Source organism: Brevefilum fermentans (assembly GCF_900184705.1).
Classification (GTDB): Bacteria; Chloroflexota; Anaerolineae; order Anaerolineales; family Anaerolineaceae; genus Brevifilum; species Brevifilum fermentans.
Map to the genome: position 1 here is coordinate 1,683,618 of NZ_LT859958.1, position 25,022 is coordinate 1,708,639.

At 45.9% G+C, this 25,022-nt stretch carries 24 protein-coding genes and 1 tRNA gene; 8 read left to right on the forward strand and 17 right to left on the reverse strand.

What is annotated here, in order from left to right; all coding sequences use genetic code 11:
* Positions 1–30 precede the first annotated feature (30 nt).
* Positions 31–261 carry a preprotein translocase subunit SecG gene (gene secG / locus CFX1CAM_RS07405; protein ID WP_087862410.1) on the reverse strand — a complete coding sequence of 77 codons (231 nt, stop codon included), beginning with the start codon at positions 259–261 and terminating at the stop codon, positions 31–33.
* Positions 262–318: 57 nt separating this feature from the next.
* Here secG and CFX1CAM_RS07410 point away from each other — a divergent pair, with 57 nt between their 5' ends.
* Positions 319–1,386: a CehA/McbA family metallohydrolase gene (locus CFX1CAM_RS07410; RefSeq protein ID WP_087862411.1), complete on the forward strand. Its 1,068-nt coding sequence runs from the start codon at positions 319–321 to the stop codon at positions 1,384–1,386.
* Here the strand turns inward: CFX1CAM_RS07410 and CFX1CAM_RS07415 are convergent.
* Both CFX1CAM_RS07415 and CFX1CAM_RS07420 read right to left on the reverse strand, forming a co-directional pair.
* Positions 1,383–2,840, reverse strand: a complete 1,458-nt coding sequence (locus CFX1CAM_RS07415; protein WP_087862412.1) for an RtcB family protein — start codon at positions 2,838–2,840, stop codon at positions 1,383–1,385. The two genes, CFX1CAM_RS07410 and CFX1CAM_RS07415, sit on opposite strands and share 4 nt — an antisense overlap.
* Positions 2,841–2,851: 11 nt before the next feature.
* Positions 2,852–3,253, reverse strand: coding sequence for an archease (locus tag CFX1CAM_RS07420; RefSeq protein WP_087862413.1), 402 nt, complete (start codon positions 3,251–3,253; stop codon positions 2,852–2,854).
* 34 nt (positions 3,254–3,287) lie between these two features.
* On the opposite strand from CFX1CAM_RS07420, the gene CFX1CAM_RS07425 reads away from it, so the two are divergent.
* The 4 genes from CFX1CAM_RS07425 to CFX1CAM_RS07440 all read left to right on the forward strand — a co-directional run bounded on the left by CFX1CAM_RS07425 (position 3,288) and on the right by CFX1CAM_RS07440 (position 8,026).
* Positions 3,288–4,082: an FhaA domain-containing protein gene (locus CFX1CAM_RS07425; RefSeq protein ID WP_087862414.1), complete on the forward strand. Its 795-nt coding sequence runs from the start codon at positions 3,288–3,290 to the stop codon at positions 4,080–4,082.
* Positions 4,079–4,510 carry an FHA domain-containing protein gene (locus CFX1CAM_RS07430; RefSeq protein WP_087862415.1) on the forward strand — a complete coding sequence of 144 codons (432 nt, stop codon included), beginning with the start codon at positions 4,079–4,081 and terminating at the stop codon, positions 4,508–4,510. The genes CFX1CAM_RS07425 and CFX1CAM_RS07430 overlap by 4 nt, the downstream gene beginning before the upstream one ends.
* Positions 4,511–4,520: 10 nt before the next feature.
* The gene (gene mtnP, locus CFX1CAM_RS07435) at positions 4,521–5,387 is read left to right on the forward strand and encodes an S-methyl-5'-thioadenosine phosphorylase (protein ID WP_087862416.1); all 867 of its coding nucleotides are present in this window, start codon (positions 4,521–4,523) and stop codon (positions 5,385–5,387) included.
* Between the two features lie 65 nt (positions 5,388–5,452).
* Positions 5,453–8,026, forward strand: a complete 2,574-nt coding sequence (locus CFX1CAM_RS07440) for an FtsW/RodA/SpoVE family cell cycle protein (protein WP_087862417.1) — start codon at positions 5,453–5,455, stop codon at positions 8,024–8,026.
* A 43-nt stretch (positions 8,027–8,069) separates the two neighbouring features.
* On the opposite strand, the gene tyrS is transcribed toward CFX1CAM_RS07440, so the two are convergent.
* On the reverse strand, positions 8,070–9,284 hold the full coding sequence (gene tyrS, locus CFX1CAM_RS07445; protein ID WP_157891785.1) for a tyrosine--tRNA ligase: 1,215 nt from the start codon (positions 9,282–9,284) through the stop codon (positions 8,070–8,072).
* A 448-nt stretch (positions 9,285–9,732) separates the two neighbouring features.
* Between tyrS and CFX1CAM_RS07450 the strand changes: the two genes are divergently transcribed.
* On the forward strand, positions 9,733–10,236 hold the full coding sequence (locus tag CFX1CAM_RS07450; protein WP_087862419.1) for an HNH endonuclease: 504 nt from the start codon (positions 9,733–9,735) through the stop codon (positions 10,234–10,236).
* 68 nt (positions 10,237–10,304) lie between these two features.
* On the opposite strand, the gene CFX1CAM_RS07455 is transcribed toward CFX1CAM_RS07450, so the two are convergent.
* Genes CFX1CAM_RS07455 through CFX1CAM_RS07495 form a run of 9 tightly spaced genes read right to left on the reverse strand, consistent with a single transcriptional unit; the run spans position 10,305 to position 19,957 of the window.
* Complete coding sequence (locus CFX1CAM_RS07455; RefSeq protein WP_087862420.1) at positions 10,305–11,012, reverse strand: MBL fold metallo-hydrolase; 708 nt, start codon at positions 11,010–11,012, stop codon at positions 10,305–10,307.
* Positions 11,013–11,049: 37 nt separating this feature from the next.
* Complete coding sequence (gene lgt / locus CFX1CAM_RS07460; RefSeq protein ID WP_087862421.1) at positions 11,050–11,922, reverse strand: prolipoprotein diacylglyceryl transferase; 873 nt, start codon at positions 11,920–11,922, stop codon at positions 11,050–11,052.
* Positions 11,915–12,565 (reverse strand): CDP-alcohol phosphatidyltransferase family protein, encoded by a 651-nt coding sequence (locus tag CFX1CAM_RS07465; protein ID WP_087862422.1) that lies wholly within the window; start codon positions 12,563–12,565, stop codon positions 11,915–11,917. Before CFX1CAM_RS07465 ends, lgt begins: the two co-directional genes overlap by 8 nt.
* A gap of 39 nt (positions 12,566–12,604) precedes the next feature.
* Positions 12,605–14,860: an FtsK/SpoIIIE family DNA translocase gene (locus CFX1CAM_RS07470; RefSeq protein WP_087862423.1), complete on the reverse strand. Its 2,256-nt coding sequence runs from the start codon at positions 14,858–14,860 to the stop codon at positions 12,605–12,607.
* A 10-nt stretch (positions 14,861–14,870) separates the two neighbouring features.
* The gene (locus CFX1CAM_RS07475; RefSeq protein ID WP_087862424.1) at positions 14,871–15,884 is read right to left on the reverse strand and encodes a 30S ribosomal protein S1; all 1,014 of its coding nucleotides are present in this window, start codon (positions 15,882–15,884) and stop codon (positions 14,871–14,873) included.
* Entirely contained in the window at positions 15,881–17,794 is a 1,914-nt protein-coding gene (locus CFX1CAM_RS07480; protein WP_087862425.1) for a hypothetical protein, read from the reverse strand. Before CFX1CAM_RS07480 ends, CFX1CAM_RS07475 begins: the two co-directional genes overlap by 4 nt.
* Before the next feature lie 15 nt (positions 17,795–17,809).
* Complete coding sequence (locus CFX1CAM_RS07485) at positions 17,810–18,349, reverse strand: GNAT family N-acetyltransferase (RefSeq protein WP_087862426.1); 540 nt, start codon at positions 18,347–18,349, stop codon at positions 17,810–17,812.
* 8 nt (positions 18,350–18,357) lie between these two features.
* Positions 18,358–19,074: a hypothetical protein gene (locus CFX1CAM_RS07490; RefSeq protein WP_087862427.1), complete on the reverse strand. Its 717-nt coding sequence runs from the start codon at positions 19,072–19,074 to the stop codon at positions 18,358–18,360.
* A gap of 46 nt (positions 19,075–19,120) precedes the next feature.
* A complete protein-coding gene (locus CFX1CAM_RS07495; RefSeq protein ID WP_087862428.1) occupies positions 19,121–19,957 on the reverse strand; it encodes a purine-nucleoside phosphorylase in 837 nt (278 codons plus the stop codon).
* Between the two features lie 325 nt (positions 19,958–20,282).
* Here CFX1CAM_RS07495 and CFX1CAM_RS11505 point away from each other — a divergent pair, with 325 nt between their 5' ends.
* Together CFX1CAM_RS11505 and CFX1CAM_RS07505 are read left to right on the forward strand one after the other, a co-directional pair.
* Positions 20,283–21,053: a hypothetical protein gene (locus tag CFX1CAM_RS11505; RefSeq protein WP_162287632.1), complete on the forward strand. Its 771-nt coding sequence runs from the start codon at positions 20,283–20,285 to the stop codon at positions 21,051–21,053.
* Between the two features lie 70 nt (positions 21,054–21,123).
* Positions 21,124–22,014, forward strand: coding sequence for a hypothetical protein (locus tag CFX1CAM_RS07505; protein WP_087862429.1), 891 nt, complete (start codon positions 21,124–21,126; stop codon positions 22,012–22,014).
* Between the two features lie 71 nt (positions 22,015–22,085).
* Here CFX1CAM_RS07505 and CFX1CAM_RS07510 read toward each other — a convergent pair.
* The 4 genes from CFX1CAM_RS07510 to era all read right to left on the reverse strand — a co-directional run bounded on the left by CFX1CAM_RS07510 (position 22,086) and on the right by era (position 24,985).
* Positions 22,086–22,157 (reverse strand) — tRNA-Met (locus CFX1CAM_RS07510).
* 65 nt (positions 22,158–22,222) lie between these two features.
* On the reverse strand, positions 22,223–22,969 hold the full coding sequence (locus CFX1CAM_RS07515; RefSeq protein WP_087862430.1) for a hypothetical protein: 747 nt from the start codon (positions 22,967–22,969) through the stop codon (positions 22,223–22,225).
* Between the two features lie 377 nt (positions 22,970–23,346).
* Entirely contained in the window at positions 23,347–24,069 is a 723-nt protein-coding gene (locus CFX1CAM_RS07520; protein ID WP_087862431.1) for a lysoplasmalogenase, read from the reverse strand.
* A complete protein-coding gene (gene era / locus CFX1CAM_RS07525) occupies positions 24,062–24,985 on the reverse strand; it encodes a GTPase Era (RefSeq protein ID WP_087862432.1) in 924 nt (307 codons plus the stop codon). The genes CFX1CAM_RS07520 and era overlap by 8 nt, the downstream gene beginning before the upstream one ends.
* Positions 24,986–25,022 lie beyond the last annotated feature (37 nt).

The following is a 25,022-nucleotide window of genomic DNA, read 5'->3' on the forward strand; positions in this document are numbered from 1 at the left end:
ATTACCCAGGATTTTCACAAATAATGTGGATTATTGTCCAAACATGACCGTTAACATGGTAAGGATGAAGAAAAGTACACTAAGCCCTATTGTGATCCAAAACAAGGTTTTTTCCACACCACGCCGTTTTGTATAAACACCGCCAGCATCACCACCCCCACCTGTCAATCCACCCAAACCAACGCCTTTGCTCTGTAAAATGATACTCGCAATGAGGGCTACAGATGTTATAATCAAAGCTATGCTAAAATAATTTTCCAATCAAGCCTCCTTTAACAGGTGTGATTATACCCTTACATCAGAAACCTCGTCAACCCAATGAATGAAACCAGGTTCTCAATCCACATCCATACGCATTACTCTGACGGAAACGCATCTCACACAGAGTTGGTAAAAATTGCTGCAAAAGCCGGTCTGAACGGAATTATCACTACCGACCATAATATCTGGCTTGACGGATTAGACGGATACTATGGCGAAGGTAAACACAAGGTCATGCTGCTGGTCGGTGAAGAAATTCACGACCGTAAATTAGAGCCGCCTGGAAACCATTTGCTCGCCATCAATGCAGGCAAAGAAATGGCAATGTATGCTGATTCACCTCAGCGATTAATCGATCAAATTCAACGCAGCGATGGGCTTTCTTTTTTGGCTCATCCTATCGAAGATCCTTTAGAAATGTTTAACGAGAAGGAATTTTCATGGCGGGATTGGGATATCCATGGTTTCACCGGAATTGAGCTGTGGAATCAGATGAGTGAGTTCAAAAGCGTCACCACGGGCCTTTTTTCAGCCTTAAAGAATGCGCTTTTCCCTAAGCGGATGACGCAGGGACCCCTGGAACGGACACTGGCACTTTGGGACCAGTTAATCACCACTCAAATGCGGAAAATTGTTGCTATTGGCGGTGTTGATGCCCACAAAATTCAGAAGAAATTAGGTCCGTTCACCATAAACCTGTATCCATATCTCCATCATTTTAAAAGTGTGACTACGCACATCATCAACCCAAGACCATTGAGCGGTTCCTTTCCTGATGATCGCAATATGGTTATGCAATCACTCCGTCAGGGACATTGTTTTGTTGCTTACGACTTGCCCGCGCCAACCGAAGGATTCAAGTTTTTAGTTAACAACGAAGACGATCAATTTATGATGGGCGATACAGTAAAAATTCAAAATGGGCTAACTTTTCAAATCCGCCTGCCAGGTCGGGCGCTTTGTCGGTTACTCAAAGACGGAAAAATCATCAAGGAATGGGCAGACCGCGATATCAACACCTATATAACCACAGAACCCGGCGTCTATCGAGTAGAAGCTTTCATTCCATATAAAGGCAAAATGCACGGATGGATTTTTAGCAACCCCATTTATGCCTGGCGTTAACCTTTGATTACAATTAGCGGGGTGAGCACAGCAACTTTCTTCGCAATCCCTGCACCAACAACACTTTGAACAACCTGGTCCACATCCTTGTAGGCTTGCGGCGCTTCCTCTGCCAGCCCGGACATTGAACCAGCCCGAATTTCAATCCCAACCTTTTCCAACTCTTTCAATAATGTTTCTCCCCAAACATTGCGTTTCGCTTCCGAACGGCTCATCACACGACCTGCCCCATGACAGCATGAGCCAAATGAACGTTCCATGCTGGTGTGGGTACCGGTTAACACCCACGAACTGGTTCCCATGGAACCGGGAACCAGGACTGGCTGACCAATTTCTTGGTATTCGGCTGGTAAACCCTGTGTCCCCGGTCCAAAGGCGCGTGTAGCCCCTTTACGGTGGACACAAACCGTTTTCTTCACGCCATCAACCAGGTGATGCTCAAATTTGCCAATATTATGCGCAATGTCATAAACCTGTTTCAGGTGCCATTGGTCGACTTTTCCTGCCAAAACAATTTCAAAAGCCTGACGTACCTTATTGGTCAAAATTTGACGATTCAAAAAGGCATAATTCGCTGCGCAACGCATCGCAGCTAAATAATCCTGTCCCTCCTCAGAAGCAATTGGGGCACACACAAGTTGTTTGTCTGGCAATTTGATGCCATATTTCGCCACTGCACCTTGAAGTCGGCGGACATAATCCGTACAGATCTGGTGACCAAAACCGCGCGATCCGGTATGGACCTGGACAGCCAATTCTCCTGCAAACAGCCCCATTGCCTCCGCAGCGACCTCGTCATAAATCTCAGTGACAAGATCGACCTCAATAAAATGGTTTCCGCTTCCCAGGGTGCCAAGTTGTTTTCTGCCACGTTCCATGGCGCGTGAGCTGACTTTTCCCGGGTCGGCTCCTGCTAAACAACCCTGGTCTTCAGTTCGCTGAAGGTCTTGTGGCTCGGTGTATGGATCGCCCTTAGCCCAATTCGCACCCCGGATGCATACTTCAACCAGGTCTGCATCGGACAATTTCCTCTGGCTACCAACGCCAACCCCGCTCGGACAAAGCTGATTCAACATCGATGCCAAATCAGATAGAAAGGGAGTTGCCTCTTCCAACGTGATCCGCGAAGCCAGTAGGCGCACGCCACAATTGATATCATAACCAATCCCGCCAGGTGAGATCACACCGGTCTCAATATCCGTTCCCGCCACCCCCCCGATAGGAAAGCCGTACCCCTGATGCATATCAGGCATCACCATCACCGCCTCAACCAGCCCGGGTAGAGTGCTGACATTGACCGCCTGTTCGATTGATTGATCCTTAAAAGCGTCTTGCAGCAATGCCTGTGAGGCAAAAACACGTACTGGAACGCGCATATCTGAACAGAAATCAACAGGGATTTCCCACTCAAAATCGCTGATTTTGATAAACGATTTTTGTGTTATCGGTTGCATGAGCAATCCTCCTATACGTCGAAGGTAATTGTGGTTGAAAAGCCTTGATCGGTTGTTTCCACATGTAAATTGTGGAACGTTACTGCTTTTATTTCACGGCTCAGGGTCAGGATCTTTTCCCCGGTTGACCGAACAGAAATCGCATCCTGACTGGCATCAAAGCAAAAACCAGACAGAAACAAACCATCCTCTTCAACCAGGAACAATAATTCAGTTAAAAAATCAACCAGGATGGTTTCTTTGCTCCCCTGAGGAAGGGTGAACAGCCGTTGTAAAGTTGATGCTGTGGCAAGTTTAACCCCCATCAGGGCATACAGCCCCTCTGCCGCCTTCCTGAGCAATGTGTAAAAATCCTCTGCCCAAACCTGCAATGCGATATCCGCAGTATGCTCAACCTCTTTATATCCGTTCATAGCCTTCCTTGAGTATAATTATACCGGTATTGATATGATGAACACGAGCTTTGACCGCTTGGAAGCAAATCTGCGCGCCCTCTTTGAGAAAAAACTGCCCAAACTCTTCACCGGGCACCAGCCTCACCAATCATTGGTAGAACAAATCATTCGCTTAATGCGCGCCAATGCGATCAGCGATGCGACTGGACGTCTTCACGCGCCGGATTTGTATTCGATGAAGGTCTCACCCGAAAAATTGATCGAATGGCAATTACACCGGGATATCCTCGATGAAATTGCCGAATCAATCCTGGATGTGGGATCATCATTGGGTGTTTTTTTTACAAGGCCTCCAGAAATTGAGCTGGTTCCGCAGCCCGAAATTGCTATTGGCGCTTATGAAATCACCGCTCATTTTTCTGTTGCTGATCAACAACTTTCGGATACAGCCGTAATGATTCAAAATGAGCAAGGCAACGAGCAACCCGACTTGCCAGAAAACGCAATGCTGATCATCGACGGGAAAACCACCTATCCTTTAGACAAACCTGTCATCAATATCGGTCGCCATTCGAGCAACGATCTAATTCTTACTGATCCCCATGTATCTCGCCATCACGCCCAGCTCAGGGCGATAAAAAACCACTTTTCGATCTTTGATGTTGGCTCGACGGGTGGTTTATTTCTAAATGGGCAACGGATCTCCCGGGCGACTTTACACGCTGGCGATGTCATACGCGTTGGGACGATCAGCCTCATTTATAACCAGGAACCAACCCTTACTTTTGAAACCTCAGTACTGCCTGTAGATGATTTGGAAGAAAAACCTGGAGTTACGGGGCAATGACTGCTATCCTTGCGCTGACATTACGCATTCTATTTCTGGTCTTAACTTATCTTTTCGTCGGTTGGATTGGTTTTACCATTTATAGAGACTTGCAATCGCATTTTCACCAGAAAAATGCGCATGTTTCACCGCTCACCCTGCAAGTTGTCATCAACCAAGAACCCGTTGAAAAGCAGTTCACAAAAACCGAAATTATCATTGGGCGCGACCCGAGCAGTGACTTCACCATTTCCGATGAAACCATTTCCCTCAGACATTGCAGACTTTACTATCATCACAAACAATGGTGGGCGGTAGATCAAAATTCAACCAACGGTTCTTTTATTAACAATACACTGATCGACGCCCCAATCGTTGTTACAGAAGGCGATGAATTGAGATTAGGTAAAGTCACAATCCATATTCAAATCAATCAACAAAAAAGATAGGATGGAAACCATGTACGAAACCCCTGTATTAGCTGTTATCGGCGGGTCTGGATTGTACAATTTCAAAGAGCTTCGTGATATCCAGACAATTGAAGTGGACACCCCATTTGGTCAACCCAGCTCACCGATTACAATTGGGAAATTATCCGGCAAACCGGTTGCATTTCTCGCGCGCCATGGCATTGGTCATATTTTCCCACCCAGCGAAGTCCCATATCGTGCCAATATTTACGCCCTGAAATCCCTGGGGATCCGTCGCATTGTCAGTGTCAGCGCATGTGGATCGCTGCGCGAATCCTTTGCTCCCGGGCACATTGTCATCCCCAACCAGATCTTTGATTTTACCCATCTGCGCCAGCGTAGTTTTTTTGAAACGGGACTGGTCGCCCATGTCAGCGTTGCTGATCCGTTTTGCGAAGCGCTGTCAGATGTTCTTGAAGAAGCAATAAAAGCAACGGGTGCTACTTATCACCGAGGTGCAACCTACATCACCATTGAGGGTCCGCGCTTTTCTACAAAGGGTGAATCCAATCTATATCGGTCATGGGGTATGGATATTATCGGAATGACCGCTTCTCCCGAAGTATTTCTCGCGCGTGAAGCAGAAATGTGCTATGCCACCATGGCACATGTCACCGATTATGATGTCTGGCATACCGCCAAAGAGCCGGTAACAGTGGAGATGGTCATTGAAACTCTCTTCAAAAACATCGGCATTGCCCAGGCAGGAATTAAAAACATGGTTTCTTTAATTGATCCGGATTCTCGTTGCGATTGCGAAAATGGTTTGAAGAATTCGCTTATCACCAACCCTGAATATATCGATCCCGCAGCAGTTGAGAAAAGATCGCTATTGGTTAAAAAATACTTGGGTTAATTGTGCAAAGATTATTCTCAAGCAGGGGTCGAGGCGTTAATCACAAACAGCTTCAAAGCCGGTTGATGATCATAGCAAGTTTGGTGATCTTCTCCCTGGCTCTGATCCTGACGCTGACACCGGCTGTCCGTTACCACGCCGGGTTCGATCGATACCAGTTCCAACATTGGATCGGCGTAATCGTTTGGTGCCTGTTGTTTTCAATTCTAAATCATCAAACGAACCGAAAATTACCCCAAAGTGACCCTTATATATTGCCAGTCGTCGCACTACTGAGCGGAATAGGCTTACTCACCATTTGGCGACTTTTTCCCGGCCTTGGGCTGCGTCAGACCGTTTGGCTGGGTATTGGCTGCTTGCTGACATTGACTGGTTTTTTCTTTCCAACTTTTTTGCAATATTTACGCCGTTACAAATACATCTGGTTGATGACTGGTTTGTTACTCACCGGTTTGACCATTTTCCTGGGAACCAACCCCCAGGGTGAAGGGTCAGCCCGTTGGTTGTCTTTGTTTGGAATACACTTTCAACCATCCGAGCCATTAAAAATTTTATTGATCGTCTATCTTGCAGGCTATTTCACAGACCAGATAACCCTATCAACGAAGAATTTCGAGTCATTCCTGCCAACTGTGATAATCACCGGCATTGCATTGCTTTTATTAGTCTTCCAGGGTGATTTGGGAACTGCGTCGATATTCTTGCTGGTTTACCTGGCGATGTTGTTCACATCCGGAGGTCGGCGTTGGCTTCTCTGGTTGACACCTGTATTGATGTTCCTTGCAGGTTTGTCGGGTTACTTTTTGTCCGATATTGTCAAACTGAGAATAAATACCTGGGTAAAACCCTTTAGCGATCCAGGCGGTACTTCCTATCAGGTTATCCAATCGATAATTGCCATTGCAGAAGGGGGTCTGATGGGGACAGGGCAGGGTCTCGGCAGCCCGGGTTTGATACCGGTTGCCGTCTCGGATTTTATTTTTTCAGCTTTAGCTGAAGAAATAGGCCTGATGGGGATCACTGTCATTATTCTTCTATACATCATCTTAATTTATCGAAGTTTGCGCATCGCCATCACCACCAACACCTCATTCCATCGCTATTTATCCCTGGGTTTGACCTTCCTTTTTGGCGCCCAGAGCATTCTCATTATCGGTGGAAACATTGGATTGCTGCCCCTCACAGGTGTTACATTGCCATTTCTATCCTATGGGGGTTCTTCTTTGCTGGTATCTTTTATGGGCATGCTGATCCTGCTGACAATCAGCCATCAAACAGTACCGAAAGAAGAACTTTCAACCATTAAATTCCCACGATATGCTTTGATCGGATCAATTCTGATTGCTGCTCTAATTGTTGAGATCATTGCTGCAAGCTTGCTGGGATTTTGGTTTTCTCCTTCACTGGTCAACAGACCGGAAAACCCACGCTGGGTCATCGATGACCGTTTTGTTGAGCGAGGCGAGATCGTTGATCGAAACAATCAGGTCATCATCACCAATAGCGGACAGACAGGCAGTTTCAACCGCACAAGCCACCACATACCCCTCTACCCGGTGATCGGTTATACCAATCCCCTTTTTGGTCAAACTGGAATTGAAGCCTCCATGTTCAACTATCTCCGGGGGAATTCCGGCTACCCGTATTCAACCCTGTACTGGCAACGAGTCCTATACAATCAGCCTCCCACAGGATTAGATATACGCCTTACAATCGATCTTAACCTTCAACAGTCAGCGGACACCCTATTAGCCGAGCATCCTGGTGCAATTGTGATCATAAACGCCAGCTCTGGAGAAATTCTGGCGATGGCCTCGCATCCATATTATGATGCCGCTGATTTGCAAGAAAACTGGGATGAATTAATCTTAGATGAACGCGCACCTCTGCTCAATCGGGCTACCCAGGGTCTATACCCACCGGGAGCGACCCTTTTCCCCTTTATCGTTGCCATCGATCCAGACTATCTCTGGCAAGAACAGGAAACCCAGGAGAAAATTGAGAACAGGGTAGCCCATCTTAACTGCGCTCTCAACCCTGATGAGCCCCTCACCTGGCATAGAATCATAACGAATGGGTGTCTGGGAGTTCAAAAGGCAATCGCTGCAGACATCGGCAGTGAAACCTTGCTCGATTTATATTCCAACCTGGGTTTCTTCACCAGTCCCCGTTTACATCTCCCCGTTGTTGACGCTGTTGCAGCAGATTTAAATGATTTAAACGCCTTTTTCAATGGAGAGGGAAACTTTAAGGTCAGCCCTCTACAAATGGCGATGGCAGCCAGTACCATTTCCAGCCAGGGCATATTGCCCGGACCAAGGATCGTTAATGCTTTCAACGACCCCATCGATGGGTGGACCACTTTGCCGAAATTGCAGCCCAACAGCGACGCACTTAATCCTGTTTCAGCCGATCAAGTCAATGATTTGCTCAAGCTTCCAAATTTTCCCTATTGGCAGGTCCTATCAACGGTCTCAGCAGAAGACCAGCAAACGATCACATGGTTCATCGCCGGCACGTCATCCGATTGGCAGGGACAACCTTTAGCGGTTGTTGTCGTGTTAGAACATGATGAGCCTATCCTGGCAAGGGTAATTGGCAGGGCGTTGCTAAAAGAAGCAATCCGCTTTTCAGAGTAGAAATCCTGACCATCACCCTCCCGGAATACCCCAAAAATTATCGCTAATTTATTATCCGAATAAAGTGGCGTTTCCCAACCTGGATAATTGCATCAGGGTTAACCTGTAAATAGGGGTCGCCAACAGCCTTGCCATCAATTTTTACACCATTTTGCTCAATTAGCCGGCGCGCCTGGCTCTTACTGGTCGCCAATCCGCTATCCACCAAAATCTCTAACAGAAGCGGTTCGCCATGCGGTTTAAAATCAGGGATATAATCTGGCAGTTCCCCTTTTTGAAACATGTTGATAAATTCTTGACGGGCATGTTGTGCCTTTTCTTCATCGAAAAATGCAGCCGTGATCTCTTCAGCAAGTTCCATCTTTGCATCACGCGGATGAATCTCGCCGGAGTCAATATCACGCTCAAAGCGCTCAATTTTGTCGACCGACCAGCGGGTGACCAGGCGTGAATAGCTAGGCATTGCAGTATCCGGAACGCTCATCACCTTGCCAAACATATCCTCAGGCGTCGTGTTCAGGGGAATATGGTTACCCAAAGATTTACTCATCTTCAATACACCATCTGTTCCCGGAAGGATGGGTAAAATAATGCCAATGTTGGGCTTTGCCTTAAGATAGGTCATAATTTTACGTGCAGCAGTAATAATATTGAAAACCTGATCGGTACCGCCGACCTGGACATCTGCTTCTAATGCATAGGCATCATAGCCCTGCATCAAGGCATAGAAAAATTCATGGAAATAAATCGGTTCTTCACCATCCCAGCGCTTGCGAAAGTTTTCACGAGATAGGAATTGTTGTAAGGTGAAATTTGAGGCAAGGTGAATTAATTCACCAAAATCCAGCTTTGAAAGCCATTCCGCGTTGTAGCGAATTTCTGTTTTTTCTTTGTCCAGGATCCGAAAAGCTTGTTCAGCATAGGTTTCAGCATTAATTTTTGCTTCCTCGGGGGTTAACTGAGGGCGAAGTTTATCCTTATCCGAGGGGTCGCCGATCAAAGCTGTGTAAGTGCCAATCAAAAAGATCGCTTGGTGCCCCAACTCTTGAAATTGGCGCAGCTTTCTCATCGTCACCGTATGCCCGATATGTAAATCAGATGTGCGCGGATCATAACCGCAATACACCCGCAATGGTTTTCCAGTCCGATCGGCTTCGATTAAGCTGGCTCGCAATTCCTTTTTCATCACCTCAAATGTCGCCGGATCTCCGTAATCAACTCCGCGCATCAAGTATGTGACCTGTTGGTTAATGTTCATGCTCATCTCCTTGCAGTAAAGTAAATCTCAGTCCTGTTTCAAGCAAAATAAAACGCGCCCGTCTCACCAGGCGCGCCATCGGCCCAGAACGGAGTTTTTACCATCATCTTTCGTAATAATATTTCCTGTAGTTTTTCATAGTTAGATTATATCGAAAAAAACTAATTTTGATAACTATAATCCTTTTCTGACCTTAATTTCGGCTACAAAAGCGATTGAGCGCAGATGCACTCTAAACGATGAGCACTATCTCAATCATAATCTGACTGATTTTCATAGCCGTCCTTTCTATCAATACGATTTTAACCGATATTGCAGACCAACAGGGATTGACTTAAGGTCGTAGTTTATGCTGATTGTTGCTGGAAACCAATGCCCAGTGTTTAACTCCCCGTGTAGGGAAATATCTATCGAATTGCATTGCTGTTATAATTATGTTGGTGATGTTATGAAAGACCCCGTGCTTGTCCTGAATGCTAACTTCCAACCCATCAATGTCACATCGATGTACCGCGCCATCAACCTGGTGCTGTCGGATAAAGCAACCCTGATATTAAACGGCAGGGGAGTGATCCGAACGGTTTCACAAATCTTTTTAATGCCATCCGTAATTCGCCTCAATCACATGGTTAAACGTCCTAGACCGGTGGTTAAGTTGACCCGAAAAGAAATTTTCCGCAGAGACCGCTTCACCTGCCAGTATTGTGGTCGCCAGACCACCGATTTGACCATTGACCATATCATTCCTCGCCATTTAGGGGGCAAAACCCAGTGGGAAAATGTCGTTTCCGCATGTCCACGCTGCAACCACCTCAAAGGTGGTTTAACTCCGGAACAATCTGGAATGGTTCCAATAAAACCACCAAAATGTCCTCCCAATACAGCTACATACCTGTTTGGAAAGCACTTGAATCATCATAATGAATGGGAAAACTTCCTCTCAGGCTGGTAATTGGTTTTCGCCATTGTTTATAAAATCAATCAGATGTTAATCGTCATCCAATCCTTGGCTGCTTGAACCTACCCAGAGTAACGACTCCTGGCTCTATTCACCCATTCTTCAGTATCAACCCTTGAGGGATAATGAATTAATAATAATTGGCCTGCACCTGCCCTTTGAGCAATTTCACCAGCCTGCTCGGGAGAAGAGTGACCCATTTTTTCACCTGTCGCTTCATGGATCAGGACATCCACCCCCCTTGCCAATTCAATCATATTATCACAAGGCTGTGTGTCCGATGAGTAACACATAGAGCCGCCTGGGAATTGCATCCTTATCCCAATGGTGGGGATCAGATGGTGCACCGGAGATGTCCAAATTCGCACGGATTCAGTGTTCAACACATTCCATAACACTTGATCGGGGATGCGATGAAATTGAACCGGGAAAAAATCACCCCAATCCTGCCATTCGAACAATTCCAGCATTCCCACTGCCTGATCAATGACCTTACCTAAGCCATAGATATTTAACGGGTCCTTGCGCCCGAAGATTAACAAATCTAATAACAAAATAGGCAATCCAGCCACATGATCAGGGTGAAAATGTGTCAGAATAATATCTGTGAGTGAACACGGGTCAAGTCCAGCCTGGTCAAACCGTCTGATTGGATTACCAGCACAATCAACAAGGATTCGATGCTCACCTGATTCAACCAAGAAATGCGTGCTTTCACGGTCTTTGTTCGGCACCGCATTGGCCGTTCCCAGGAAAGTGATCGTCGCCATTTTATTAATTGTCTAACCTTATTGTTGCCAAGAAAAACTATTCTTCGTTTTTTTCAATCGCGTCTTCTAGATTTTCGATATCTTCGTGCTCTGGCTTTTCATTAGCCTGTCGGGGGAAAATTGTCTCGCGGTGTCGCCAAACAATCAACCCTGCAGCTGCCAATGCAATGATCAGCATTAAAGTTTGGTTTGCGTTCACGCCCCCCACAAGGCTGGCATCCAACCTGAGAAATTCCAAGAAAAACCTGAACATCGGGTAGGTCACCAAATAGGATAAGAAAATGTCACCTTGTTTAAGTTTATGCGCCATTTTTCGGGTGAGCCACAGCAAGAAGCCCATATTCAACAAATTGAAAATAGATTCATATAAAAATAATGGATGATAAGTGGCAACATCTCTGTATTCAGGCAACCTGTACCGCGGGTCAATCGTAATTGCCCAGGGAAGGTTTGACGGGCGACCATAAACTTCCTGGTTTATGAAATTACCCCAGCGGCCAATTGCTTGCGCCAGCGCTAAACCGGGGGCGATAATATCGACCCATAACAGGAAACTGATTTCACGCTTCCTGGTATAGAGATAAAGTGCCAGTGCACCGCCAGCAACCGCACCGGGTATCCCTAATCCGCCCCGCCAGATTGCGATGGCATCCAATGGATGCGTGAGGTAATACCAGGTAGTAACGCCTTGTTCGACCATCGAGGCGGGCGGAGTCAGGATATGCCAGATACGGGCGCCAATCACTCCCCCAAGAACGACCCAGGGTAAACAATCCCAAACGATATCAGCGTTCAACTTCCTGCGTTTTGCTTCATAATGGCTTAATGCCGCGGCAGCGATGACTCCTGCCATGATGATCATCCCGTAATAATTAAGTGTTAATGGGCCAATTCGAATACCTTCAGCCATTTTTCTTTTCCTCTCTAATATTTCGAACCTCTCCGTTGGCTTTCGCCTGTTTTCTCACGTGCAAAATTCGATGCAATGCTGTCACATTGCTAAGGATTGCCAAAATCCACAGAGATATTCGAGGAATACCAAAAATTACCCCGGGGATTAATACCAGGTATCTTTCCACACGGGTGAATAATCCAATCTTCGCTGAATAATTCAAGGATTCAGCTTTTGCGCGGATATAAGAGACCAAAATCGATCCCATAGCGGCAAACAATACCAGCATTGCATCTTTCCAGGTGCCGGTTTGAATAAAATACACCAACAAGCCTGCATATAAAGCAAACTCAGAATAGCGGTCAGTGACTGAATCAACAAAAGCACCGTAGCGACTGCTCTCGTTTCGCAAACGCGCCATGGTTCCATCAAGAGCGTCAAGAGGGGCCATTATCATAGCAACCAAACCGCCCCACATTAATTGACCTGAAGCAATTAACACACCACCCGCAACATTGCCCAATAATCCCGCCAGGGTGATGACATTAGGGCGAATCCCCAATCGATTCAAGAATATACCTATCCCGTCCAGAACCCCTTTAAAAATTATTCGCAAATGATCGGTAAAGGTTTTTTTTTCGGCGTTTTTCGATTGATTCATGGCTGTAAGTTTATCACACTGTAAGCAAAACAGAGAGCATCATTCATTTTCCCCATCTTCAAAATCAATCAAAATCTCTCGTTCTCGTCCGCCTCCCTGTGAAGGCCCGATAATGCCCATTTCCTCTAACTGATCGACCAATCGTGCAGCCCTTGGATATCCAATTCGTAATTGTCGCTGTAAAAATGAGGCGCTCACGTGGCCTTGTGCTTTGATCAATTTAATGGCTTCATCCACCAGTGCATCGTCGCTGCTCGAGGTCGCATCGTTTCCAACCTGGTCTTCCCAGGGTGGTGACTTTGAATCATCATAACGCTCATTTAGTGACGTAGATTGATCCTTTCGGTTCTTTTGCCACCAGCGGATAATCCGGTTCAGCTCCTTGTCAGTGACGATTACACCTTGGGCTCGTTGTGGAAGACCAAATTCAGGATGCATGAACAGCATATCTCCCTTGCTTAGCAAGGTTTCTGCACCACCTGTATCCAAAATGACGCGCGAATCCACAGATGTGGCAACAGCAAAAGCAATCCTGGTCGGAAAATTGGCTTTAATCAAACCGGTTACCACATCTGTGCTTGGACGCTGAGTGGCAAGGATCAGGTGAATGCCTACAGCACGCGCTTTTTGCGCCAGGCGAATAATTGCAAATTCTGTTTGGTCAGGAGCTGCCATCATCAAATCCGCAAGCTCATCAATGATGAGCACGATTTTAGGCATTTTTGGCTTGTTTTGGATTTCTAATTTTCGATTGTACGCGTCAATATTCCTCGAACGGGCTCGTTCCAGTAATTCATAGCGAAAATCCATTTCAGCCGTTGCCCACCGTAAAATCGCTAAAATTCGCTCGATTTCAGTCTCAACCTGACCCATTAAGTGTGGCAGACCATTAAAGCGCATCAATTCCACACGTTTTGGGTCAATCATAGCCAGCTTAATCTCGTCAGGTGTGTTATTCATCACCAAACAAGCTGTCAGCGCAGTGATACACACGCTTTTCCCGGATCCAGTCGTTCCAGCAATCAATAAATGCGGCATCGTTGCCAGATCGGAAATTACAGCTCGACCAGACACATCCCTTCCCAATGCCAGCGCTAACTGGGAATTAATCCTCGAAAAAGAATCCGTTTCAAGTAATGGTCTTAACTGTACATCAAAGCTGGTAGGGTTTGGGATTTCGATACCGACGTAGGATTTCCCGGGAACAGGCGCTTCGATTCTGAGCCGTTCAGCAGAAAGCGCAAGCGCGAGATCTCTTTGCAGGGATGAAATTTGGGATACCCGAATCTTTTGCCGATCATCGTCAGCTTTATCAATGTATCCTGGCTCGACGGCAAATTGCGTCACAGTGGGACCGGATCGAAATCCAACCACCTTCGCTGGAATCCCAAATTCAGCGAGTGTTTTCTCAATCAGCCCCGCAGTCATATTAATCGATCGCTTATCGGGTTTGAAAGACTCACCCTTATTTAATAAATCGAGTGGCGGCAGTTCCGGTGAACGCTCTAAAATAGAATCGGACGTTTCGTCTGCGACATCAGGAGTGGTAAACGATTTTCGAAATTCTGGGGGTAGCCAGGTAGTCCTCGCCTCTGGCCGTGTTTCTTCTTCCGGTTGCCTGATTTTTGTGCTCTCTGCGGCAGAAGGCTGTACAGGTTCTTTCTGCCTATCAAAGGTCTCCTCAACCATCGATAGATCGCGCACTTGCGTCTGGACGACCTTTTCAAGTTTCGGAAACACATTAAATGCAACTGCCACACATAGGAGCAATAATCCCACCAGGAGCAAAAAGCCTGCTGTCGGACCGATTGTTGAGCGAAAAACCTCTGCAATTCCCCAACCAACAATACCGCCGGGGTCGCGCCCTGCCTCAACCTGAGTAACAACACCGCTGGTTGCGATGGAAAGTACAGCCAGGAACAGAAAACCGATTCCTTCAAAAGCTAAAATCCGCCCCAGTGAGAGCTTGTGTAAAGGATATTTGCGCCATCGAACGACCTGTAACCCAACAGCAACCATTGCAACCACAATCAGGAAGCGACCTAAGCCAAACCAGCGCGTGAGAAAATCCACTAATGGGGTGACCAGCTCGCCTGATGTCACCTGGAAGAATCCAAGCAGCAGAATAAACGCTGCGGCAAAAAGCAGTATCCCAATCAAATCCCACCCATACTGCAGGATTTGCTTGTTGCGTTCTACTTCTGAATTGCCGGCTTTTTCAAACTGCTGGAACAATGAATCCTGCTGGACTTTACCTTGTTTTTTCTGTACGGGGGTTGAGATGCGCTTCGCCATTTTTCGATATCTAACCTTCCAGTGTTAAGCCCAATCGTCTTTTGGGCGCATCAATGCTGATCACATTGACTTTTACCCTCTGCCCAACTTTTAGAAAATCACTAATATGGACACAATCTGCAGGAAAGACGATGGTTGAAATATGGATTAATCCTTCTAAACCAATATCTAAACAGGCAAATACACCATATTTGACAATCCTGGTGACAACGGCATCAAGAACATCACCCGGACAGAGTTGACTGGATAAATTATCCCAGGGATTGCTCTTCAGCCGTTTAAGGCTCAGGGCAATCCGGGCCTGTTCTTCTAAGACTTCAACGATCACGGTCTCTATTTCTTGACCTAATTTCACGACCTCTGAGGGATGTTGCACGCGTCCCCATGACAACTCAGAAACATGGATCAATCCTTCAACTCCACCCAGGTCAACAAACACGCCAAAGTCAGTGATATTGGTCACAAATCCGCTGATGATATCCCCTTTTGCCAGACTGGCGAGAAGAGATTTTCGTTTTCCTGCGCCTGCCAGGGCGGCTCGTTCTGAAAAAACAACGCGATCCTTTTCAGGTTCGCATTCAATAACTTTCACTTGAATCTCTCGGCCTAAATATCGGCGGAAGATTTCTTCCCGTATCCCCTTGTTGGTCCCCACGGGATGATCAACCAGGTGCGATGCCGGAACGAAACCATGAAGAGAATTGCCTTTTACCAGGATCCCCCCACGATTATAACCAACCACTTCCAATGTGATTATTTCATCATTGTTTAATAAACATTCGACCTTATGCCAATTGATTGCAGATGCAAGTCGTCCCGGATTTTGGTGTTGATTATTTTTCTCATCACCCGTGTTGCTCGCTTCCCATCCAGCCACGAGCAGGGGTTGATCCGCACCAATTGAAATCCACCAACAATCATCTAATTTGTCAGGAGCAGTTAAATTGCGTGTCTCGCGATGATGTTCGCGATCTTTGGGGATGCGGTCCTTTTGCTTTCGCCCCACCCCGGGTTTTGCTTTCATGTTTGCTCCTTCTCACGCTCCGATAATTCCATACTGACAATCGTCTTCGAGACTGCTTCCAGTGCAATACGTTGTTTACGATAAAGATCAGCCTCAGACATTGCCAATCGGTTCGCAACCTCACGAACCTTCCTGCCCTCGAGGAATTTTAATTCGAGAATATTATATAAAATCCATTCTGCAGTGAACCGTCTTTCACCCTCAGGCTTGATATTATCAATAGCCGTTTTAAGGATTCCTCGCAAAGCATTAATTGGACTACCGTCATAATCATCGATCGCTGATTGCACGATCTGCAGACTCAGCAAAGGACTCTCCGTTAGTTTTGGTCCGCCCCAATAATGGGTAAGAGCACCTTTAACCCATTCAATGAAATCTTCCTCAGGTAATTGCACTTCATCCAGTAATACGCTGGTTTTGTTGTAACTTGATGCCGCTCGTAATTGCTGGATTAATGCAACTTGTGGATGCAGGCTTTCTAAAGAATCAATTACCTGTTGTTGTAATTTCCAATCCCGTAATGCAATGCTAATCCGAGTGGTCAACAAATTGATTGATTGTATATGCTCAGCATCCATTTCGCGGTCATTTTCCCAGGGGAATCCGCATAAACCAAGAAGCAATTTCCCGTTTTGCTGATCATCGTACACCAGAGGAATCAATAAATGCCCGCTCCACCTAAGAAAACCTTTATTAGTTTCGGTTCCATTTTCCAATGTCAATGCTAATACTTCATCAGACGATTCAATTTCGTTAAAGGCTGATTGGTCACCTGCCACAGTTAACATCATCAAGCCGCCTCCGTCCATCATGGAGATAAACGCGCTCTTTACCTGTAAAAGATCACAGATTGTGGCTGTGACAATTTCTAAAAATTGCTTTAAATCGGAGCGGGTCAACATATGGTCTTCAAGGGATTGAATCTGCATAATTTCTCTGCGGTCGCTACCATAAAAAAGCAACCGCTCCCAAAAAGGGGCCAACAAGGTGATGGAGTATTCCATTATCAAGATCAAACCCACCATAAAAATGGGGACAAAGGGATTATACGGGTCATCCCACAGCATTCCAAAACGCCGAATAATTGTCGTGGAAGCAAGTACGATCGAAGCTGTTAAAGGCCCGCGCAGAAACCATTTAAACAGGCGTCCTTTCACCAAGCGATCAGGCCAGCTGACTCCAAAGAAAGCAACCGAATAAGAAATGATCACCAGGAAACCTCCCACCAGCAAGTTTGCTATGCTGACAATAATCCAGAACAAGATCGGGAATTGGGAGAACAACCCGGACCCAAACAGTGAATAAGGAAAAATCCCCACTGCTGCTACTGTAGCACCTAATAAAAGGTAGATCATCCTGCGCCGACTGGTTTTGGTCACCGTACGTTGAAATGCTCGGTAAAGAATGGAGCCAGCAATGACCATAACACCAACATAATATAAAGCGAAAAACCCGGTATACAGAGTCCTTTCTAAATGTGGGGTTGGCTGGCCAGTTATATCCAGCGGTCCCACAAGAATATTCAAAGGAATTAAAAGGCATAAACCCAGAGAAAAAATAAATACCGCGCGAACCAACCACAAACGGCGTCCTCTGCTTGGTCGACCGGTCAAAGTTAATAATGCATTGGAAAAATACAAATAGGAGGCGGGAAGAAAAACTATTCCAACCCATTTAATTTTCAGGCTGATTTCAATGATCACTGCTTGGGTACTGACACTGGCGATGGTCTCTGCTGTGTAAAAAACAACGACACAGAGCAAAATTAAAATAAAAGCCCTAACAACTTGTTCCCGCAAATTGTAAATCAGGGCGAACAAGAGCAAAGAAAGCGCAGTGATTGCAGCCCCAGCGGCTGTAATCTGGCTGATCGTCTGAAAAATGCTTGTCCAGCTAATACCGAAAATCATGTCCTGATCTCTGGCTTAATGCGAAAACCTGCTAAAAAACAATGCCAGGTCATTATTTGGGAAATATTGATCCCTGAAACCACAATACTTGAATCCAAGTTTCGCCGCCATGCTGATGGCTGGATCATTTTTTGACTGTATTTCCAGCATCAAGGCTGAAAAGCCTCGACGAGAAATCAAGTCCATCACAGTTAACAATAATCCGCTGGCAATACCCTGCCTCCGGAGGGCGGCTGAAACAACCAGATCTGACACTCTGGCAATATGATTTGATCCTTCAGCCATGACCTTTATATAACCAACGGGTCGCTGATCAAGAATTGCAGCTAACACTGCCTCAGCATTGTTGAGGTCATTAAAGATCTGATCACGGTTTCGAGGGTAAGGCACAAAAACCTGGCGGGGCAACCGAATTCGAATAAATTTAATTTCCATCGATTCAAGTGCCAGATTCATGTTCATCTGCCAGACATATGAGCTGTGGTAGCCATGCTCAAATAACGAGAGGTCTTCAATATCAGCAGGTACTACCTGTCGAATTTCTATTTCAGGCATAAATTCCTTTACTCCTTGGGGGCAACAACCTCAACCGTGATGATACACGGCATTAACTCCTTACCAGTGTTATCTAACGGTACCAGGCGTAACAAATAACGACCGGGTGTCAATTCACTGGTATACCAAAACCCAATACTTTCGTGAAGTTTCAATTGATTACCGGCCGCTATTGTAATCCAATTGATGTTTCCGACCGGCGAAAATTCATATTTATACGAACCAAAATTATCAACATAAACCGAACCAAAAATTTCAACCGTGCCACTGATCGTGCCTCCATCAGTTGGTTCAGTAATTTCAACTTGATCTTCCACACACTCAAATACGAGTTCACCTTGTTCAACAGATGCATCGCTGCCTTCAACTACAGGTAGCGTTCGAGAGTTAGGGTTCTCATCGAGTTGCAATGTGGTTGTCGGGACGACCAGAGGATCCACGGACACCTGTGATTCGCTGGATTGTGCCGGCATGCGGGGTTCGATCAGGGTTACCAGCAAAAACTCACCAACCAATAATAAGAATAACAAAATCAGCCCGGTTGAAGCAGATACCAACCGCCGCTGGGCAATTCGGCGTTCAAGGCCAAAAACAGATTTTTTCCATTCCATCACGCCAATAATTAACATCCTTAAGTATACCAGGATGCCAACCCCCAACAGGATATAAATGATGGCCCGATACGTGACTAAACCGCGGAGGACTTTCTGTAAAACCATGTCCATGCTACAGATCCCCGTTAGAAGAAAATTTTAATAATAATTGACCGGCTTACAGTTTTGCCAGGAACCCGCGAATTAACGTCGTCAGCTTGGGTACCAACACCTGGCCTGCTTCCAGTACTTCTTCATGAGTTGTTATCGTACTTCCGTCCAGATTGGCTTTATTACTAATTCCTGATACGCCCAACACTCGCATCCCGCCGTGGCGAGCAACAATAACCTCAGGCACTGTGGACATTCCCACAGCATCTGCTCCGATTCCCCGCAGGAAACGCAGCTCAGCCGGGCTCTCAAAAGAGGGGCCGGAAAGAGAGGCATATACCCCTTCCCGATAAGTCATGTCGGCATCATCACATGCGACCCTGGCCATATCCAAAAACTCTCGGTCATAAGGTTGGCTCATGTCCGGGAAACGAGGCCCGAATTCATCAAGGTTAGGACCCTTCAGCGGGTTGACGCCTCCCATACCGATTAAATTAAGGTGATCGGTGATCAGCATCAATTCTCCAGGAACAAATTCAGGATTAATCGCGCCTGCTGCATTAGTAACAACCAACTTATCACAGCCCAACCGCTGCATTACACGCACCGGCAAGGTCACCCGACCTATGTCATATCCTTCATAAAAATGAGCCCGCCCCTGCAATACGAGGACCATTACACCCTCAAGCCGACCGATAACCAGTCGACCCTCATGACCTACCACAGTAGAAATCGGCCAGTTTGGAATCTGATCTGTTGGAATGATCACAGCATCCTCAATCGTTTCTGCCATCGGACCCAGTCCCGATCCCAGTATCATGCCAACCTCGGGCTGAATTTTGATTCTTGCCCGAATTGCATGGACAGCCTGGTCAATCTCTCTTATTGTCAGAAATTCACCCATAATTACCTCGTTTCGCTTAATTTCTCAATGCTCGTATTATAACACTCGGATAAGATTCTGTGGTTTCTAAAGGAGGGTTCGATTAAATCAGTATTTGATATTCGTTTTCGATTAACAAACAATTGACATAAATCACTCACACAAGGAGAACAGAATAAAGGGGTGTTTTAATTTGTTCTTACAATTGCACTTACATTCAGGCAACAACTAAATCAAATGCGTTCTTAACCCCCACAATGAGAACTGAAAGCTTATTGTCAAAAAGAATTGCGATATGGCAGATTTTTAGATTCGTTCATTTGGACCATACTGGTATAAAACTTGCATGACATCAAAAACAAGACTGAAATGGCATTTAATGATGGCAAAACTCAAGAAATTCATCATAAATTATCCAGTTTATTCTAGCGTCATTATTCTTGTGTTGGCGATAAGCCTCTTTTTAAGTTTAGGATTATTCACTCCAAAAGTGGGTGCTGCTCGTCAAAAAAACCTGCCGATTTACGGATGGATCGTCTGGGAAGACCTTGGTTTTGGTGAAATACCAGGACATCCACCAGCGCATCGCTTCAGGCTGGTTAACTTTTCAGGTGGACAAAGTCTATTGGCGTTCTGTTTAAATCAATATCTCCCTCCCCCACCCGTTGGGCAAATATGCGAACGAATCAGCAAAGATATTTTCTGGTGCGGTGAAATATATCAACCGGTGAAGATCTATGAATTACAGGCAACCACAACACCACAACCTTCAATAACTCCTACGGCTACCAACACCCCAACGCGAACGAATACGCCGACTGAAACATCAACGCCAACCGAAACACCAACACCGACTGAAACGCCAACACCAACTGAAACACCAACAGCGACTGAAACACCAACGCTGACAAGCACAGTTACATCAACTCCCACAATATCCCGTACGCCTTCAGTTACTCCGACAGAACGTAAACGAATGGGTGGGGAAGGCAATTTTCAATCAAAGGATTTAACAAAAGGGGTTTTAGGAGTGATTATTATTGGTTTCGGAGTCTCCATGGCGTTGATTAACTTTGGAATTCGGCAAAATAACCGCAAAAGCAATCCTAACAGATAAACTTCCGCAGTTACCAGATCGGGATTACTCGAAAACATAGCCATTTGAGAATTGGGAAACCGCAGTTCAAATGAAAACTAAACAATGCCTATCTTTTTTACTAAATTACTGGGGTGTCTGGGTTCTGGCCCTGTGTTTACTGGTTGGCGGAATTTTAATCAAACCTGTTCTGACGTTGGTTCCGGTCCTGCTGAACTCGGCTTCACGCAAACCTGCAACCAATAGTTCTGCCTTCAATCCGATTAATAATGAATTCCCGGCTGAAGTTCCAATCGAGCCAAATTATGCTCGTTTTTTACCATTGATTATTCAAAACGAATCCTTTAGTGAAGACCAACAAGTGGAAACATGGGATAAGGGGGCATTATCATCATTTGATTTTTCACCAAATAGCTCGCCAATCAAAGTGGCGTTCCTGCCCAAGAATGGGAACGATGCGGAAAAACTGGTAGAAGTGTTATTTTTGCCCGGAAGTCAATGCATTTACGGTGATGGACAGGCTTGCATTTTTGCTTTCCATCTTCAAAATCAAACACAGGTGATTTTTGCCAGTGTACATTCAGGTATGGATGGTGAAGGCGAACCTTTTAGAAATATGATCGAAGGGACTGGGATCAACAGGGGATTATTTACCCCTTTTCAGGTTGAAGACAACATGGCATCTATCGCAGGATCACAGGTAGTGATCAAACAAGGGGATCTCGCACTACAAAATCTGGAATTAACCGCCATTGCACGTATTCCACCAGCGTTTGTAGAAGCTTACCTGGCTTTGCCAATCGAATCCACCCTCGAGTATGCAATTGAAATCGGTGTTTTGAATCCAGAACTTCTTCGTGGGGAGGTATTTATTCTTGAAACATGCGGATGGCAATTGCCGGGTGAAGAAGCAAATGCCAATTATCCCAGCTCTGCCCAATCGATTTATCTTGGCGTTGTTCGTCCAGTTTCAATGTATTAGCTTGAAATTGGAAAACGATGGTTCTCAAAGGGCGTGTTTACCCATCACAGACAACAATTTAATAAAAAACATGGCGAAGGGCGGATTTGAACCGCCAACCAATGGCTTATGAGTCCACTGCTCTACCATTGAGCTACTTCGCCAGCTTTTTGGTCGTTTACCGTGATTATATTACTATGGCTTTTTTAAATTGTCAATTGTTTCTTGATTATGCCCGACGTTGCCCGCTGCCAGGGGACTTCAACGCATGGAAAACCGCTTCATCTTGCATGGGGATATAGGTCGGTTCAGGGCGATAGCCACGTTTTGCGTTTAAAGGCTGGGCAAAAGCAGTGCTATTCACCCCGGAAGGAACAGAGCGTTGATTCCCTGCTGGATGGGCTGCCCGACTTTGCGCCTGGCGCAGTTCTCGACGCGAGATTGTCGGTCCGCCAGACTGACCCGCTTCCGCAGTCAATCGATTCGCCTTCTTTGAAAAGCTGCCCACGATCATGATACGGATCACCCACACCATCATGGCAATAAATACCGGCACAGTTCGGAGGACAAGGCTCTCATTCACCACGCCCGCACTCGCCACCGGGTGAGATCCCACAGCCAGCGCTACTCCCCACCAGGTCAGGATGGCATTCATCGTAGCCGCTAAAAACCATGCGCCAAACATAAACCAGACAGAGCGATTCTCACCCTTCTCAGACTGCGGCGCCAGTAGAAGTGCGATGCCGGCAAAATCAATCCCGCAAAAGGCAATTGAAAGCAAGGTAGCCCAGCGAAATCCCAGGAAGCTACGGACACCCAACAAGTCAGAGAGGGCAAAATCAGTCGTGCTGTAATTAAAAGCCTCAAAGGCGACCAACGCTAGGGTAAAAAAGATAATATACAACATTTCTTTGCGCGTTTTCAACAACGAGTAAAAATTGGATAACGATATTTTTGCTGATTGGCTGACATTCATGAGTACCTCCAGTATGTTAAAGGGTTGAATTATGCACATTATAGAACACTTGTTCTATTTTGTCAAGCCCTTCACCAACTCATCTTGCCTGCAAAGTTTATGCATGCCAGCCCGGAAAAATCGTGCCACCCTTGACATCAATTTCATTTTTTCAGAGCAGCTCCCACCCGTACCACACCGGGTGCACTGATGGCGGCAATTCAGTTTTCTTTAACAAGCAAAACGATATCCTTGAAAACACTCCGTTCGAAAGCGTCAATGATCAAACGACAATTGTCCCCTCAACCATAAAAAAACTACATCAAAAACGAGAACTGTTTAATAGTTGTGAATTCAGGTATCTGGCCTTGAAGAAAAATCGAAAGAAGATGATTCGCTCAGGGAATTATGCCGAGGGCAGCAATAAAGCCCGCAGCCAGGCCAAACTGCGCCAGGTGATAGGTCACCATGACCCACAACCTGATTGCGGGAGTTTTTCGGGTAAACCGGTCGTATGCCAATAAGGAATCAGAAATGAAGAAAAGCAGAGCGCCAGCTGGCAAAAACAGCATTGCTGGTGAATAATTCGCCGGTATGGTTACCAATAAAAAGGAAACCATCACCAATATTCCCAGGATCCAGGCATAGACCTGAACCAAGATCCAAAAATAACGCAGCATCTTTAACCGGGGTGCTTCAGGGATAACAATGCGGTAAAACAACCTTAGCATAACTGCCCAAATGATGATAATTAAAACCATCCACCAGGCTGCATAGTGATTCAGACCAAACTCACGGGTAGCAGTGATGATTTGCCTCCCGATAAGCCCGATATAAAACAGGTGACCCACTAAAAAAGAGGCTAAACCCGCTAAAAACCAGCGCGGGCTCAGCATGAGGAAAATATCGCCAGCCAGGCCGGCTGTCTGACCTAAAATGAACAGGATCAGTAGAACCTCAAACGTCCACCCTGCGGTGAAACACGTCCACAATATAACCATCGCCATGGCAGCCGGCTTTAGAATATATTCAGCTTTTCGCCATGAAAAACCGACCGTCAACCAATCGGCAAAAAAGATGGCGAAAACAACTGCAGTCATCAACCAAAAGCGTTCAGTCATGGCTCAACCCGTATTGCCGCAAGAAATTTTGATCATTACGCCAATTCTTAACTACTTTGACCTTTAACTCAAGAAAGACTGGATTTCCGCTCATCTCTTCGATCTCCCGTCTGGCAACAGTGCTGATCTGTTTGATCATCGAACCGCCCCTACCAATCACAATCCCCTTATGCGATTCGCGATCAACGATCAGCGTGGCATGAATATAAAGCACGTCATTCTCGCGCAGCTTGTAATCATCCACCCGTACATAAAGACCGTAAGGCACTTCATCACGTAGAAAAGTTAATGCAGTTGAGCGAATCAGATCCTCTGCAATGTTTCTTTCGTAGATATCTGTGATTTGATCATCCGGAAAATACTGGGGACCTTCCGGCAGCAACTCAATTACCCGCTTCAGCAAAGCATCCTGTCCACGTGTGGTGATAGCAGAAATATAAATCCGGTCGACAAAGTCCAATAATTCGACGTAAGCGAGGGCGTTTTGCTCAGCTACGGTGGAATCGACTCGATCGGTTTTGTTCAGCACCAGCAATTTCTGCGTCTTTTGTGCCTTTTCAGCCACTTCTTGAGCCAGCCAACGGTCGTCCTCATCGGGCAACTGGCTGACATCTACCATGAACAGGATTAAATCGGCATCCATCAATGCATAGCAGGCTTCCTGGTTAATAAAATTGCTTAATTTATAGCCTCCTTTGTGTAATCCCGGGGTATCCACAAAAATGATTTGGGCATCTTCGGTTGTTAAAATACCCAGCTGGCGACGCCGTGTCGTTTGCGGTTTTATCGAAACAGCGGCTACCTTTTGCCCAAGATACCCGTTCAACAAAGTTGACTTGCCGACATTCGGTTTGCCCAGCAGGGCAACGTAACCCGACTTATAGCCGCCAAAATCCAATCCATCATGACTCGTCATTTTTGTTCTTCCCTGTATTTGTCCGCTACAAACGAAA